13 protein-coding genes are annotated in these 14,958 nt (G+C 67.9%); 10 read left to right on the forward strand and 3 right to left on the reverse strand.

Features of this window, described 5'->3' with window-relative positions:
• The first annotated feature begins 169 nt into the window (after positions 1 to 169).
• The gene (locus IFSED24_RS17395; protein WP_491332751.1) at positions 170 to 1,651 is read left to right on the forward strand and encodes a choice-of-anchor Q domain-containing protein; all 1,482 of its coding nucleotides are present in this window, start codon (positions 170 to 172) and stop codon (positions 1,649 to 1,651) included.
• 66 nt (positions 1,652 to 1,717) lie between these two features.
• Here the strand turns inward: IFSED24_RS17395 and IFSED24_RS17400 are convergent, their stop codons facing one another.
• Complete coding sequence (locus IFSED24_RS17400; protein WP_491332752.1) at positions 1,718 to 2,416, reverse strand: hypothetical protein; 699 nt, start codon at positions 2,414 to 2,416, stop codon at positions 1,718 to 1,720.
• Positions 2,417 to 2,574: 158 nt separating this feature from the next.
• On the opposite strand from IFSED24_RS17400, the gene IFSED24_RS17405 reads away from it, so the two are divergent.
• Positions 2,575 to 2,859, forward strand: coding sequence for a hypothetical protein (locus IFSED24_RS17405; RefSeq protein ID WP_491332753.1), 285 nt, complete (start codon positions 2,575 to 2,577; stop codon positions 2,857 to 2,859).
• On the opposite strand, the gene IFSED24_RS17410 is transcribed toward IFSED24_RS17405, so the two are convergent.
• A complete protein-coding gene (locus tag IFSED24_RS17410) occupies positions 2,856 to 3,566 on the reverse strand; it encodes a class I SAM-dependent methyltransferase (protein ID WP_491332754.1) in 711 nt (236 codons plus the stop codon). The genes IFSED24_RS17405 and IFSED24_RS17410 overlap by 4 nt on opposite strands.
• A 126-nt stretch (positions 3,567 to 3,692) precedes the next feature.
• On the opposite strand from IFSED24_RS17410, the gene IFSED24_RS17415 reads away from it, so the two are divergent.
• The 8 genes from IFSED24_RS17415 to IFSED24_RS17450 all read left to right on the forward strand — a co-directional run bounded on the left by IFSED24_RS17415 (position 3,693) and on the right by IFSED24_RS17450 (position 14,348).
• Positions 3,693 to 4,655, forward strand: coding sequence for a haloacid dehalogenase-like hydrolase (locus IFSED24_RS17415; RefSeq protein ID WP_491332755.1), 963 nt, complete (start codon positions 3,693 to 3,695; stop codon positions 4,653 to 4,655).
• A 4-nt stretch (positions 4,656 to 4,659) separates the two neighbouring features.
• Positions 4,660 to 5,379: an HAD family hydrolase gene (locus IFSED24_RS17420; RefSeq protein WP_491332756.1), complete on the forward strand. Its 720-nt coding sequence runs from the start codon at positions 4,660 to 4,662 to the stop codon at positions 5,377 to 5,379.
• A gap of 2 nt (positions 5,380 to 5,381) precedes the next feature.
• Positions 5,382 to 6,350 carry a lipid A deacylase LpxR family protein gene (locus tag IFSED24_RS17425; protein WP_491332757.1) on the forward strand — a complete coding sequence of 323 codons (969 nt, stop codon included), beginning with the start codon at positions 5,382 to 5,384 and terminating at the stop codon, positions 6,348 to 6,350.
• Between the two features lie 158 nt (positions 6,351 to 6,508).
• Positions 6,509 to 7,615, forward strand: a complete 1,107-nt coding sequence (locus tag IFSED24_RS17430; RefSeq protein WP_491332758.1) for an AI-2E family transporter — start codon at positions 6,509 to 6,511, stop codon at positions 7,613 to 7,615.
• Positions 7,616 to 7,652: 37 nt separating this feature from the next.
• The gene (locus IFSED24_RS17435; RefSeq protein WP_491332759.1) at positions 7,653 to 9,476 is read left to right on the forward strand and encodes a mechanosensitive ion channel domain-containing protein; all 1,824 of its coding nucleotides are present in this window, start codon (positions 7,653 to 7,655) and stop codon (positions 9,474 to 9,476) included.
• A 102-nt stretch (positions 9,477 to 9,578) separates the two neighbouring features.
• Positions 9,579 to 10,169, forward strand: coding sequence for a PepSY domain-containing protein (locus tag IFSED24_RS17440; protein WP_491332760.1), 591 nt, complete (start codon positions 9,579 to 9,581; stop codon positions 10,167 to 10,169).
• A gap of 81 nt (positions 10,170 to 10,250) precedes the next feature.
• Complete coding sequence (locus IFSED24_RS17445) at positions 10,251 to 13,553, forward strand: WD40/YVTN/BNR-like repeat-containing protein (protein ID WP_491332761.1); 3,303 nt, start codon at positions 10,251 to 10,253, stop codon at positions 13,551 to 13,553.
• Between the two features lie 183 nt (positions 13,554 to 13,736).
• Positions 13,737 to 14,348, forward strand: coding sequence for a hypothetical protein (locus IFSED24_RS17450; RefSeq protein WP_491332762.1), 612 nt, complete (start codon positions 13,737 to 13,739; stop codon positions 14,346 to 14,348).
• 87 nt (positions 14,349 to 14,435) lie between these two features.
• Here IFSED24_RS17450 and IFSED24_RS17455 read toward each other — a convergent pair whose 3' ends face one another.
• Positions 14,436 to 14,804, reverse strand: coding sequence for a DUF2784 domain-containing protein (locus IFSED24_RS17455; protein WP_491332763.1), 369 nt, complete (start codon positions 14,802 to 14,804; stop codon positions 14,436 to 14,438).
• Positions 14,805 to 14,958: the final 154 nt, after the last annotated feature.

The following is a 14,958-nucleotide window of genomic DNA, read 5'->3' on the forward strand; positions in this document are numbered from 1 at the left end:
CCATCGTTTCCCTGCACGCGCTCCCGCTTCAGGTCAGGCAAGGAGGACCCCCGTCGACAACGGGTCTCAACGGGTTGGGTCGCGGTCTCTGGAATGGTGATTGCAACGTTCTGGCCCATAACGATGGGCCTGGCGAAAACGCCGGTTTCAGGACCCAGGAGACCTCACGATGCAACATTCGACCTGGAAATTGCTGGCACTTTGCCTGATCTGCGCGACCCTAGGCGCCTGCGCTGAGCAGGATACCCTCCTGGCTCCGGAAAGGATCACCGATCAGGAAACGCCCGATCCACCCGACCCTCCCGAGGCGCCTCAGATCGCCTATCCGAGCTGGGTCTCCTGGGACCAGGATATCCAATCACGGGACGGCACCACCTTCTATCTGGACCCGCATGCCGGCGACCTGGCCAATCCGGGCACGCCTTCGGCCCCGCTGCCCGGCCTCGCCGAGGTCCTGGCCGCCGACCTCGTCCAGCGCTGGGAACCGGTGGAATATCCGTATGTCCAGGGCGTGGAACTGCGGCTGGCCAATCCCGACGCCCCCATAGCCCCCGGCGACCGTCTCGTCCTGAACGACGGCGACCATGGCGATTGCCGCCTCATCGACGCCCACAACCCGGATTACCTGATCATCGAGGCTGCTCCCGGAGCCGAGCCGGTCCTGCAGCGCCTCCAGCTACTCGGCGTGGAGAGGCTGGTGATCCGGGGTTTGACAATTCGCGCCGAAAAGAGCGACGAGCTGGGCGACACGCTGCTGGAGCTCCCTGACCACAGCTATCGCGGCCCGTGCCGGTACGTGAGCGTCAATGAGTGCGTGCTCGAGAGCGTGGTCGATATCGCCGGATGGACCGCCGACGACTGGAATGCGCGCGCGGCCAATGGCATCATCGCCGGCGGCGACCACATCGCGCTGCGCGGCAACACCATCCGCAACGTGGACCACGGACTCGGCATGTGGGGCGACTACATGCTCGCCGTGGACAACCTGGTGGAGAACTTCAGTGGCGATGGCATGCGCGGACTGGGGAACGATCAGCTCTTCGAGACCAACACCGTGCGCAACTGCTACGCCGTCAACGACAACCACGACGATGGCTTCCAGTCGTGGGCCGCGGACGACCAGCACCCGCGGGAGCGCGTGGTACTGCGCGGCAACGTGATCATCGGCTACACCGACCCCGATCAGCCCTATCGCGGCGTGCTGCAGGGGATCGGTTGCTTCGACGGCTTCTACGTCGACTGGGTCGTCGAGAACAACCTGATCATGACCGACGACTGGACCGGCATCATCATGCTGGGTGCGCGGGATTGCCGCGTCGTGAACAACACCGTGATCGATCTGATCCAGGACCGGGACGGCCATCCCGTCATCCGGATCGACGACCACAAGGACGGCCGACCCAGTAGCGATTGCCTGATCCGCAACAACATCATGCCGCGAATCACCCTCGGCTTTGGCGTGCGCGAGGACCATAACCTGCTGACCGTGGACCCGACCGTGTTCGAGAACCTGCAGGCCAGTGATTATCGGCCTCGGCAGGGCGGACCGGCGCTCGACGCGGGGACGTTGGATCTGGCGCCGGTGGTGGATATGGAGGGGACGGCACGACCCCGAGGCGGCGGAGTGGACCTGGGCGCGCTGGAACGGTGAGGTCAGGTACGGAGCGGACAGGGCCGGAGGGATCTCCCCGGCCCTTGGTTTTTCCTACCGCCGGGCCTAGCTCTCCCGGTCCGGCATCGCGTCGAAGTACCGCTTCAATTCCCGGTGGTAGGCCTCGACGCTGTCCGCCACGAAGAGCACCGAGTTGAACTCCCACACCGACTTGGCGTGCTCGACCACGTCCTCGCAGACGAATTCCTGGATGGGCACCTCGCCGGCGGCCACGCGGTCCATCTCGCCCGCCGAGCTGAGCAGACCCGCGCCGAAGACCTTCATCTCGCCGTTCTCGCGGATCATGCCGAACTCGGTGGAATACCAGGCCAGGCGCTTGACCTTCTCGCGATCGTCGTCGCCGACGCGCAGGAACGTTGGAGCGTAGATCTCCTCGAGGTCGGCGTAGGGCTGGTCCATGAGGAAGGGCAGGTGGCCGAAGACGTCGTGGAACATGTCGGGTTCGGGGGTGAACTCGAGTTCCGATTCCTCGCGGATGTAGTCGGTGATCAGGAAGCACTTCTTGACGAAGTTCTTGTACCACTCCACGGCGTCGCTGTAACGCACCGAGGTGCGGACCACCTGCCAGCCCGTGGCGGGCTTGATCTTGGCGTTCAGCTCCTCGACCGTGGGGATGTGGTCGCGCGCCATGGCGAGGCCGGCGAATCCGTCGAGGTATTCCCGGCAGGCGTATTTCTCGATCCTTGGCTCCAGCATGCCGTACAGCTTGGTCCAGGTCCGCTGCTGGGCTTCGGTGAAGGACATGGGTGGCTCCTCCGCGGTGAAGTCAATCATGGTCTGACAGTCTGAGAAAGATCAGCACAAGCGTGGGGCTTCGCCAGCCCTTGCCGTGTCGGAGTCCGTCGCTAGATTGATCCTGGCCGTCCGTCATCAACGTCACCCGTCGCCGCGAGGCCCCATTCATGGAAACCACGCTCTTCCGTTGCACCGGATGCGGTTACGAGGCCCAGGTCCTCGGCGGCGCCGAGCGCGACCACGAGGCCAAGTTCAAGACCCAGGTCTGCCGGTCGTGCCAGTCGGTGGTGGATGTGGTGGTGTCGCGGTTGGTGCCCGGGGAGACCGAGTTCGGCATCCCCATCGATCGCTGGCATGCGGTGGCCTTCAAGTGCCCGCTGTGCGAGGCGGGCGGACTGACCCCGTGGCCCGCGGCGCGGCCCTGTCCCCGCTGCGGGGAGCGGATGGCCTAGCTGCGGGCGTAGACCTGCACCATGCCGGGGGACGCGTCGGCCAGATAGGCCTCCCCGGAAAATCCTCCGTGCTGCCTGACCAGCCGGAATCCCGCGGCGCGGTGATGGGCGGCCAGTTCGCCGCTGGTCAGCGGCCAGAGCTTCTCCTCCCCCTCGAACACGGTGGCGGCGCCGTTCACCAGCGCCGTGATGAACCGCAGGCAACCATCGCGGCCCAGCTCGTAGCGTCGGCGGAAGACCAGGCCCTGGCCGGCGTCGAGGTCGGGGAAGACGTACGGTTCGGTCAGGGGGAGCAGGCGGTCGTAGTTCACGGTCTGAGCGAGCCAGGGGGCGCCGTCCGGGAGGATGGCGGCGAGGTCGTGGAGGAAGGCCTCGAGGTCGCCGGGCGGGAGGTGGGGCAGGACGTTGCCGATGCAGTAGGCGCCGTCGGCCTGGTCGAGCAGGACGGCGATCTCGGTGGCGTCGCAGACGGCGAAACAGGCGCGGCTGTAGCGGTCGCGGGCAGCACGGACCATGGCCTCGTCCAGATCCAGGCCGATCATCTCGAAATCCAGGGCGGCCAGCGCACCGCAGTAGTGGCCTGGGCCGCAACCCAGGTCGAGGATGCGACCACGCGGGGGCAGGTTCGCGACGAGGAAGTCGCGAACCGGGGAGCGGAAAGGAAAGATCTGCTCGTATTGAGCAGCGAATTCGGTATAGAAGCTCATGGGACCGCTCAAGATACTGCGATTCCGGGCTGATCGCCGCTGATCATGCCCGCAGTTGCCCATTGAATTCCTACGGCGAGGACCTTAACTAGTGGCATGATCCCGACCCCGACCCGGAGGCCCCGCATGTCCCGCCCCCGCCTGCTGCTCGCCTGCCTGCTCCTCGTGATCGCCGCCGAGAGCACCGCCGACCCCTTGCCGAGCTGGCGCGACACTCCGGTCAAGGCCGCCATCCTCGACTTCGTGGCCAGGGTCGCCGATCCCGCCGACCCGGACTTCGTGCCGGTGGCCGAGCGCGTGGCCGTCCTCGACAACGACGGCACGTCCTGGTGCGAGCGTCCCGGTTACGCGCCCACCGAGTTCCAGGTGCACCTGCTGCGCCGCCAGGTGGAGGCCGGCAAGGTCGACGGCACCGCCATGCCGTTCCGCGCCTGGCTCGCGGATGATCGCGACGCGCTCCGCGAATTCGGCTGGAACGAGGCCTATCGACAGATGAATGCCGCCTTCGCCGGCCTGCCGGTGACCGCTTACCGCGATTCGGCTCGCGCCTACCTCGCGCGCACCCGGCACCCGCGGTTCGGGGTCCTGCATACCGACCTCTACTACGTGCCCATGCGTGAACTCAAGGTGCTGCTCGAGGAACACCGGTTTCAGGTGTGGGTGGTGACCGGGGGCGCCCAGGACTTCGTGCGCGCCTATCTCGAGGAGACCTTCGGCGTGCCTCCCGAGCGCGTGATCGGCTCGTGGACGCCGCCGGTCTACAGCGACGAGGGCGGCACGATGACCATGGTCCGCGGCGCCGAGCAGGTCTACAACGGCCACCAGCACAAGCCGGCCAACATCGAGCTGCGCATCGGCCGGCAGCCCATCTTCGCCGCGGGAAACAGCAACAACGACGCGCCCATGTGCCGCTGGTCTGTGAGCGGTCCGCACCGCTCGCTGGCGCTCTGGATCCACCACGACGATGCCGGGCGCGAGTACGCCTATGACCGCGGCACCACGCGCATCGCCGCGCTCTGCAGCGATCACCCGGCGGCGTACGAGGTGAGCATGGCACGCGACTGGGTCCGGATCTTCGACCAGGAGTAGCGCCGTGGCCATCGTCCTCTGCGATCTCGACGGCACGCTGCTGGTGAAGGATCGCCCCGATCCTCCCGGCACCGTGGCGCCCAAGCGGGCCGCCATCAACCGCGCGCTGACCGAGGTCTGCGACTGTCCCCAGGTGGACTTCGTCCAGGGCCTCGAGCACGGCCTCACCGACTGGCAGATCGCCGAACGCGCCCTGCGAATCCACCAGCCCGCCGCCCGGATCGACGGACCTACCTGGCGCGCGGTCTGCGCCCGGGCCGAGGCGGTCTTCGCCCCTGGACCGACCGGCGGTGAACCCATCTACCGTTGCCTGCCGGGTGTGCCGGCGATCCTGGAAGCGCTTCGCGAGGCCGGCTGGCGGCTGGGCATCGGCACGGGCAACCTGGCGTTCTTCGCGCTCTACAAGCTTGCCCAGGCCGGGATCGACCGGGCGATCTTCGACGGCCCGCTGGCCTTCGGCGACCACGGTCGCGATCGCGAACAGCTGCTGCGCACGGCCGTGGCGCTGGCCGGCTCGGAATCGCTGGTGGTGCTGGGCGACACGGTGCACGATCACGCGGCGGCGCGCGCGGTCGGCCTGCCGTTCCTGGGGACGGGAGCCATGGGATTGCGCCGGGAGGACCTGGACGAGTCCGCGGCCTGGGTTCCCGACCTGAGCGAGGACAGCGCGGTGCTGGAGGTGCTGGCGGGCCTCGCGCCCGACGCCGGGTCGGGGAAGGGCTGAGGATGCGTCTGCTGCCGGCCATTGCCATGCTGCTCGTCGCCGCCACGGCTTTCGCCGGCGATGCCGGCACCCTCAACCTCCAGTGGGAGAATGACATCTTCGCCGGTCTGGGCACCGACCGACACTACACCAACGGCATGCTCGTCTCCTGGCTGTCGGCTCCCGACCGGGTCCCGGACTGGGCCGACCGACTCCGTCGCGGTCTGCCCGGCTATCCCGCCGCCGGCCATACGCACCTGCATCTGGCGGTGGGCCACAGCTTCTTCACTCCCGAGGACATCAAGACCACGGAGCCCGTGCCCGGCGACTGGCCCTACGCCGCGTGGCTCTCGGGCGTGTTCGGACTGACGGCGGTGTCGGACGAGGTGCTCGAGTCGCTGGACCTCTCGCTCGGGGTCATCGGACCGGCGGCCGGCGGCGAGGCGGTGCAGCGCTGGGTGCACCGGGTGATCGGCTCGCCGGACCCGCAGGGATGGGGCAACCAGCTGCCCAACGAACCGGTGCTGCAGCTCTACTGGGAACGGACCTGGCGGCAGACTGGCGCCGAGGGCGCCGTGGATTGGGACATGTTGCCACACGTGTCCATCGGTGCCGGCACGGCGCACGTGTATGGCGCCTACGGACTGCGCGCCCGGGTCGGTCGCGACCTGAAGGCCAGCTTCGGCACTCCGCGCGTCCGGCCTGGCGTTGCGGGCAGCGAGTACTTCGCACCCAATCGTGCCTGGGGCTGGGCGCTCCATGCGGGGGCCGAGGCCCGGGTGGTTCTGCACAACATCTTCTTCGACGGCAGCCTCTTCCACGAGACCCCCACGCTCGACCGCCGACCGCTCGTACTGGATCTGCAGGCGGGTGCCGATCTCTACTGGCAAGGTCTGCGGCTCAGCTATGTGTGGGTGGCGCGGTCGCGTGAGTTCGCGGGGCAGCAGGGGGCCGATCGTTACGGGCTGTTCAGCCTGTCCGTGCGGTTGTAGCGCGAGGACCCGCCCCCGTCCGCCTGGTCGGACCCTCACCCTCTGGCTGGCATCCTCTTTGTCTTTGCCATCCAATTCAGCTTCGGTCTAGTATGTCCACCAGCTCATCCCGCGGGATCCGGCCATCAGCTCACCGCCAGCAGAAGCGAGGGATCGTCATGAGTCCTGGCAACGATCCGACCGCCCACACGGGGCACATGGACAGGGCACTGGACGTGGCCCTGCGCCTCGCCTTCGTCGCTCTCATCGTCCTGTGGTGTTCGAAGATCGTGACACCGTTCTTCCTGCCCCTGCTCTGGGGATTGATCATCGCCGTGGCCGTCTACCCGGCCTTCGTCAAGTTCAAGGAGCTCCTGGGCGGACGCGACAGGCTGGCCGGCATCATCTTCATCGTGGTGAGTCTGATCCTGGTCCTGGCGCCCATGGTCTGGCTCACCGATTCGGTCATCGCCGGGGCCAGCAAGCTCGGGACCGGGCTGCAGGAAGGCACCCTGAAGGTGCCGGCACCCTCGGCCAACGTGCAGGAGTGGCCGGTCGTGGGCGCACGGTTGTACGAGTCCTGGTCCCAGGCGGCGGCCGATCTGGAGGTCGCCATCGCCAACCATTCCGATCAGCTACGGGCCTTCGGCGACAAGCTGGTCGACGGTGTGGCCTCCCTCGGCGGGGCCGTGGTACAGACGATCTTGGCGCTGATCATCGCCGGCGTGTTCATGATCAACGCCATCGGCGGCGGCCGGGTGGCCTACGCCTTCGCCGACCGGATGGGTGGGGAGAAGGGGCGGGAGCTGGTGGATGTCTCCATCGGCACCATCCGCAGCGTCGTCAAGGGCGTGCTGCTGGTGGCCATCATCCAGTCTCTCTTGGCGGCCGTGGGGCTCGTGTTCGCAGGGGTGGCGGCCCCGGGATTCTGGGCTTTCCTGGTCCTGGTGGTGGCCATCATCCAGCTGCCGCCGATCCTGATCCTGGGCCCCATCGCGGCGTACGTGTTCTCGGCCAACGACAGCACCGTCGTGGCGGTGGTCTTCCTGGCCTGGAGCCTGCTGGTGAGCGGTTCGGACGGCATATTGAAGCCCCTGTTCCTCGGTCGCGGCGTCGCCGTGCCCATGCTCATCATCCTCATCGGCGCCATCGGCGGCATGATGACCGCGGGTCTCGTCGGCCTGTTCCTCGGGGCGGTGATCCTGTCCATCGGTTACAAGCTGATCGAGGCCTGGCTGGGCGACTCGCTGCGGGAGGACGACCCGGCCATCGCCTCCGTCGAATAACGCGACTCCACCGTTTGCCGAGCCAAGGAGATCGACCATGCGCCCCTGCCCGACCCTGGCCTTGCTCGTGGCATCCATCCTCACCCTGGCCGCCGGCGCGGCGGCCCAGGACGAGCAGCCGAGCGCCCGTGAACTCTTCGACGAGATGTCGCCCGCGCAGGTGGGACAGCGCGCCTCGAGTCTTCTGGCCAGCATCCAGGCCGACATCGTCGCCATCGGACAGTACCAGGAGCAACTGATCGCGGCCAGCCGCGAGGACAGCCTGGTCCTCAACCTCCAGCTGTTCGACCGGCGCGAGAAGGCCATGGCCGATGTCCACGACCTCTCCGACGCCCTCCTCGAACTGGAGGAGAACGAAAGCCAGGCCGTACTACGGGAGCGCGTGGTCGCCGCGTACTCGCTGATCACACCGCAGGTCTGGCAGCTCATCGAGGAACTCGACCGCAAGGTCGACACCGAGCGGGCGCAGCGACAGACGGTGGCTCCCGCCGAGCGATCGGCGCTGGAGGACCGCATCGGGCGCACCACGCGACGCCTGGATGCGATCCTGGCGCTGGCCCGGACCCATCTGGAGAAATTGGCCGCCCTGGACCAGGACACGTCGTCGGCACGAGCGATGTATTCCCAGCTCCTCGAGTCCCGGGCCGACAACCTCTCGGGGCGTCTGAAGCTCGATCTGGTGCGGGCGGACGAGCTGACCCGTCGCCTCAAGGAGAGCCCGGGCGACGCCGATGCGACGGCGCTCTCCATCGCCGTGGAGAAGAGCATCACCCGCGACACGGCCAGCCTGCAGACGGTCCTCGCGCTCATGGACGCCATGGGGCTCAACACAACCGAATACCGGGCCCAGCTGGTCACCATCACCCAGGACTTCGCCTCCGGACTGCTGGATGCCAGGGTCACCGCCGGCCTGGTCGGCCGGGCCTGGCAGGCATTCATCGCCTGGCTCGTGGAGAATGGCCCCCGACTCCTGGTCAAGCTGCTGGTGATCCTGGCCATCCTCTTCGTCGGGCGCTTACTCGCGCGACTCGTGCGGAAGGCGGTGGCGAAGGCCCTGGTCCGGAGCAAGTTGAACCTGTCCCAGCTCCTGCGGCAGATGATCGTCACCTCGTCCTACAACGTGATGATGGCGCTGGCGCTGATGATCGCCCTGTCGCAGCTCGGCATCAGCCTCGGCCCCTTGCTCGCCGGTTTCGGCGTGGTAGGCTTTATCATCGGCTTCGCCATGCAGGACAGCCTCTCCAACCTCGCCGCCGGCATGATGATCCTCATCTACCGGCCCTACGACGTGGGCGACCTGGTGGACATCGCCGGCGCGTTCGGCAAGGTCGAGAACATGAGCCTGGTGTCCACCAGCATCCTGACGGTGGACAACCAGAAGCTGGTGGTGCCCAACAGCAAGATCTGGGGCGACGTCATCAAGAACGTCACCGACCAGAAGATCCGCCGCGTGGATCTGGTCTTCGGCATCTCCTACAGCGACGACATCGCCAAGGCCGAGGCCGTGCTCAACGACATCCTGGCGACCAACGAGCGGGTCCTCGACGATCCCGAGCCCGTGGTCCGGCTGCACACGCTGAACGATTCGTCGGTGGACTTCGTGGTGCGGCCCTGGGTCAAGACCGAGGACTACTGGGAGGTACACTGGGACGTGACGCGCGCCGTGAAGATGCGCTTCGACGCGGAGGGCATCTCGATCCCGTTCCCCCAGCGGGACGTGCATTTCTACGAGGAGAAGGTCGTGCGGATCGCGGGGGCGAGCGCCAGATCCCAGGTCATCGAGCCGGTGGCCGACACCGACTGGCAGGCCGAGACGGCTCCCGAGGCCGAGGACGAGGCCGAGGCGGACGGCGAGGATTAGCCCGCCTTCGTCATGGCGGGGCGTCGGCCGTGTCGCGGAATTGGCCTCGCCCCGCCGTTTTTCCTACCTTTGACCGGTCCCTTCGCCTCCGGAGGCTCCGGCTTGTCCTACCGCACCATGCATACCTGGCACAAGTGGCTCGGCATCGTCCTGGCCGCGCTGCTGCTGCTGGTGGCCGGCACCGGCATCCTGCTGATCCAGAAGAAGAACGTCGCCTGGCTCCAGCCGCCCACCGTGAAGGGTGCGGCCGGCGACCATACCGGGTTCATCTCCCTGACCAGGGTGATGGAGGTGGCCCTGGCCCAGGGGCACCCGGATTTCCAGAATCCGGCCGATATCGACCGCATCGACGTCCGCCCCGGCAAGCGCGTGGCCAAGGTGCGCTCGGCCCATCACAACGCCGAGATCCAGGTGGATCTGATCACGGGCGAGGTCCTCTCGGTGGCCACCCGGCGCAGCGACCTCATCGAGCAGCTCCACGACGGCAGCTTCATCGGCGACTGGTTCAAGAACTGGGTCATGCTGGCGGTGGCGCTGGGCGTGGTGTTCTTCGTGGTCAGCGGGTTCTACCTGTGGCTCGAGCCCGGGTTGCGACGGCGCCGCCGGGCTGCGGCCGAGCAGGCCGCCGCCGAGACGGGCCGGCCGCTCGGCGATCATGCCGGCGCCACCTCGCGCTCCCGGCGACACGGCTGATCCTCCAGACCTTGCCCCCGGACGCCGCCCCGGCTACCCTTGCCAGGTCCCCTCGCCTCACTGCAGTGCAAAGGAGATCCCGTGAAACGCTTCCCGCTTCCGGTGGCCGTCCTGGCCATGCTCGTCCTGCTCGTCGGCTTGCCGTCCCTCGCCAAGGATGACGACGCCGAGGAATCGAAGTGGTCGGCCGGCACCTTCAGCGGCCTTTCATGGCGTGCGCTGGGCCCCGCCCTGATGTCCGGCCGCATCGGCGACGTCGCCGTCGATCCGCGCGACAAGGCGCACTGGTACGTGGCCGTCTGCAGCGGCAACGTCTGGGAGACGCGGAACGCGGGGATCACCTTCGCGCCCATCTTCGACGACGAGGGCAGCTACTCCATCGGCTGTCTCGCCATCGACCCCACCGACCCCAACGTGGTCTGGGTGGGCACCGGCGAGAACAACAGCCAGCGCTCGGTGAGCTACGGCGACGGGATCTACAAGTCGCTGGACGGCGGGCAGAGCTGGACCAACATGGGCCTCGCCGAATCCATGCACATCGGTGAGATCATCGTCCATCCCGCCGACGGCGACATCGTCTACGTGGCCGCCATGGGCTCGGTCTGGGGCCCCGGCGGCGACCGCGGCCTCTACAAGACCACCGACGGCGGCGCGACCTGGATCAAGATCCTGGACATCAGCGAGGACACCGGCGTGGTCTCCATCGAGATGGACCCGCGCGACCCCGACGTGCTCTACGCCGCCAGCTACCAGCGCCGCCGCCACACCTGGACCCTGATCAACGGCGGCCCCGAGAGCGGTGTCCACAAGACCACCGACGGCGGCGCGACCTGGCGCGAGATCGACAAGGGCCTGCCCGGCGGCGACAAGGGCCGCATCGGCCTGGCGCTGGCGCCGAAGGACCCCGACACCATCTACGCCATCGTCGAGGCCGTGGGCGACGAGGGCGGCTTCTACCGCTCCACCGACGCCGGCGAGAACTGGCGCCGCATGAGCGATTACGTCTCCACCAGCCCGCAGTACTACCAGGAGATCTACGTCGATCCCCACGACTCGGACCGCGTCTACAGCCTGGACACCTACTTCCAGCGCACCGAGGACGGCGGCCGCACCTGGTCGCGCGTGCCGCTCGAGGGCAAGCACGTGGACGACCACGCGTTCTGGGTCGACCCCGACGACCCCGACCACCTGCTCGTGGGCTCGGACGGCGGCCTCTACGAGACCTTCGACCGCGGCGAGCAGTGGCGCTTCATGGAGAACCTACCGGTCACCCAGTACTACCGGGTGGCGGTGGACGACGACCAGCCGTTCTACAACGTCTACGGCGGCACCCAGGACAACAACACCCAGGGTGGCCCGTCGCGCACCCTGAGCCGCCAGGGCATCGTCACCGCGGACTGGTTCGTCACCCTGGGCGGCGACGGCTTCGAGCCCGCCATCGAGCCCGGCAACCCCGACATCGTCTACAGCCAGTGGCAGCACGGCAACCTGGTGCGCTTCGACCGCACCACCGGCGAGCGCCTCGACATCAAGCCCCAGGCCGAACCGGGCGAAGTCCTCAAGTGGAACTGGGACTCGGCGCTCCTGATCAGCCCTCACGACCCCGCGCGCCTCTACTTCGGCGCCAACAAGCTCTTCCGCAGCGACGACCGCGGCGACTCGTGGACGAAGATCTCGGGCGATCTGACCACCGGGGTCGACCGCAACCGGCTCGAGGTCATGGGCAAGGTCTGGAGCATCGACACCGTGGCCAAGAACCGATCGACCTCGTTCTACGGCACCATCGTGTCGCTGGACGAGTCGCCCCTCGAGGAGGGCGTGCTCTACGTGGGCACCGACGACGGCCTGGTCCAGGTCACCCGCGACGGCGGCCGGACCTGGACGCGCACCGACCAGGTGGGCAAGGCCCCGAAGGGCAGCTACGTCCACGATCTCACCGCGAGCCTGCACGAGAAGGGCGTGGTCTACGCCACCCTGGACAACCGCAAGCGGAACGACCTGAAGCCGTACGTCTACGTGAGCCGCGACTACGGCAAGTCGTGGTCGTCCATCACCGGCGATTTGCCCGAGCGCGGCACCGCGTTCTCCATCCGCCAGGACCACGTCGACCCCGACCTGTTGTTCGTGGGCACCGAGTTCTCGGTGTTCTTCACCCGCGACGGCGAGACCTGGCTCGAGCTGTCGAGCGGCCTGCCCACCATCAAGGTGCCCGATCTCGAGCTGCAGCGACGCGAGAACGACATCGTCATCGCCACCTTCGGCCGCGGCTTCTACGTCCTCGACGACTACACCCCGCTGCGCGGCCTCACCGAAAAGCAGCTCGAGCAGGACGCCATCCTCTTCCCCGTCAAGCCGGCGCTGCGGTACATCCAGAGCCGCCTGAATCCCGGCAGCGACGGCGGTCAGGACTGGTCGGCCGAGAATCCGCCCTACGGCGCGGTCTTCACCTGGTACCTGAAGGACGGCCTCGAGACGCTGGAAGCGCAGCGCCAGCAGGCCGAGCAGGAGAAGGCCGAGAACGACGAGCCGGTCTACTACCCAGCCTGGGACGACCTGCGTGCCGAGGAGCGCGAGGAGATGCCGCAGATCCTGCTCACGATCCGCGATGCCGCGGGCAACGTGGTCCGCCGGGTCAACGGGTCCACCGGCGGCGGCATCCACCGCGCCGACTGGAACCTGCGCTGGCCGGGCCTGGGCCCGGTGGACGGCGCCGACGCCACCGAGGAGTCGCCGTGGGAGAAGCTGTCGGACGGCCCGCTGGCGGTGGCCGGCACCTACACCGTGGAGCTGCACCGCCGGGTGCAGGGCGCCGAGACGCTGCTCGCCGGGCCGATGGCGTTCGAGGTGCGCGACCTGGGGCTCAATCCCTTGGCCGGCGACCAGGAGGCCAAGCTGGCCTTCGAGCTGGAGGTGCAGGAGCTGACCCGACAGGTGGAGGGCGCCACGCGGCGGTGGCGGCAGGCGCGCGAGCGGCTCGGCTACCTGCGCGTGGCGGCCGCCGCGGTCGCCTCGACCGAGCATCTGGACCGGATCGCGGCCCTGGAGAACGAGCTGCTGGACGTGGGCATCATCCTCGACGGCGACCAGACCGTCGCCAGCCGCAACGAGGCCACGCCCACGGCCGTGCGCGAACGCGTGGGGCGCGTGCGCTGGTCGCTCAGCGCCACCACCATGGGCCCCACCGCCACGCAGCGCGCCAACATCCGCGCGGCCGCGCTGGAGTTCGCCACGGTGCAGCCGCGGATCGACCGCATCGCCGAGACCGACATCCCGGCGCTGGTGGCCGAGCTGGAGGCCATGGGCGCGCCCTACTCGGGCGGCGGCGAGCACCTGGTGCCGGCCGACGACGGCGGGGACGAAGCCAGGCGGTGGAAGCGCTTCTAGCGGACCATCCCGAACGATCCGGGAAGCCGGCCTTTCCCGCGAAAGGCCGGCTTCCTTTGTATTGCAGCAAAATGACAGACAATTTTCTCTGGATGCACTACACTGCCATGGTCGGCTCCGGAACTTCCGGTTGCCGATGGTTCGGGGGGCGATCTCATCGAGATCCAGCGGAGGAGAATCACCATGACAAGGTTCAGGAGCGTCTTGATCGTCGTGGCCATGGGCCTGATCCCCTGGCCGTCGCTGGCCGACCCCGTGACCAACAGCGGCCTCGTCTTCGCAACGCCCAGCCCGGTCCGCCTGCCCACCATCACCGAGTTCACCAGCCAGGAGGCCTGGGAGGTGGCCACCGACGGCGAGTGCGTGGCGAACGCCTACGGCGAGCTGTCCGCCGGCACCATCGTCACCGACCAGTACCTGGCCCTGGGGGCCATCTACACCGATGGCGACGACGAGACCTTCCGCTACGAGGCCTCGCACGACGGCATGCTGCTCTGTGGCCACGGCGGCATCCGCGTCGACTTCGCCATGCCGGTCCATGCGGTGGCGGTGAACTTCCCCGGTGCCGTGCGGATCACCGGTTACCTGGGTGACCAGGTGGTGTTCGTCTCGAGCGACTGCGGCGGCTGCGGCACCTTCAAGTTCGCCGGTCTCATCAGCGGCGACGCCTTCGACCGCATCGAGATCGTGGACTGGGTGGACGGCGCGGCCTACATCGACGACCTGGACTACCTGCACTTCATCGTTGGCACCAAGGCCCGTAGCTGGGGACGGGTCAAGACGCTGTTCCGTTGAGCGCGCCGGACGCCGGATCGCCAGCGAGGCCTGGTCTCCGGCGGGGCCCCTGGGCCATGGCTGGTCGCCCTCGCCGATGAGCAGGTCTCAGACGCGGGTCCTGAGGCGGCGGACGACCAGGACATAGATCGCGATGTTGACCGCCAGCACGAGTCCGCCGATCACCCACTGGCCGGTCCTGGTCAGGCCTCCGGGGTAGACCACCGGCAGGATGTAATGCTCCACGAAACCGCCATGGTAGCCCTGCTGCCCTGCGGAGAGGCGCAACCTGTTCTCCAGCGGGGTCAGGGGGCAGATCCAGCCCGTGGCCTCGATCAGGAGGCCCCACAGGGCGGCCGGAAGGTGGACCCAGATCAGCCAGCGCCGGTAGAGCACGGTCAGGCCGCCGAAGATCACGAAGGCGATGAACAGCAGGTGGAGGACCACGAGCAGGTCGGCCAGGAGGCGGTCGGTCATGGCGATTCCTGTCCGCATTCAGGGCAGAGGTCGCGGCCGGCCTCGGCGCCGCAGTTATGGCAGGTGGTGATGGGTCGCAGCAGGCCGGACATACAGGTGATTGAACGATGGACCGACGGCGGAGGCAAGCGTCAGTGCAACGTCTGTTGCGCCG

It is taken from the genome of Candidatus Latescibacter sp. IFSED24 (genome assembly GCF_058273205.1).

Coding starts and splice junctions, on each gene's coding strand:
- IFSED24_RS17425 (WP_491332757.1), top strand. CDS start 5,382: ATGCGTCTGCTGCCGGCCATTGCCATGCTGCTCGTCGCCGCCACGGCT.
- IFSED24_RS17405 (WP_491332753.1), top strand. CDS start 2,575: ATGGAAACCACGCTCTTCCGTTGCACCGGATGCGGTTACGAGGCCCAG.
- IFSED24_RS17455 (WP_491332763.1), bottom strand. CDS start 14,804: ATGACCGACCGCCTCCTGGCCGACCTGCTCGTGGTCCTCCACCTGCTG.
- IFSED24_RS17435 (WP_491332759.1), top strand. CDS start 7,653: ATGCGCCCCTGCCCGACCCTGGCCTTGCTCGTGGCATCCATCCTCACC.
- IFSED24_RS17430 (WP_491332758.1), top strand. CDS start 6,509: ATGAGTCCTGGCAACGATCCGACCGCCCACACGGGGCACATGGACAGG.
- IFSED24_RS17450 (WP_491332762.1), top strand. CDS start 13,737: ATGACAAGGTTCAGGAGCGTCTTGATCGTCGTGGCCATGGGCCTGATC.
- IFSED24_RS17415 (WP_491332755.1), top strand. CDS start 3,693: ATGTCCCGCCCCCGCCTGCTGCTCGCCTGCCTGCTCCTCGTGATCGCC.
- IFSED24_RS17395 (WP_491332751.1), top strand. CDS start 170: ATGCAACATTCGACCTGGAAATTGCTGGCACTTTGCCTGATCTGCGCG.
- IFSED24_RS17410 (WP_491332754.1), bottom strand. CDS start 3,566: ATGAGCTTCTATACCGAATTCGCTGCTCAATACGAGCAGATCTTTCCT.
- IFSED24_RS17400 (WP_491332752.1), bottom strand. CDS start 2,416: ATGTCCTTCACCGAAGCCCAGCAGCGGACCTGGACCAAGCTGTACGGC.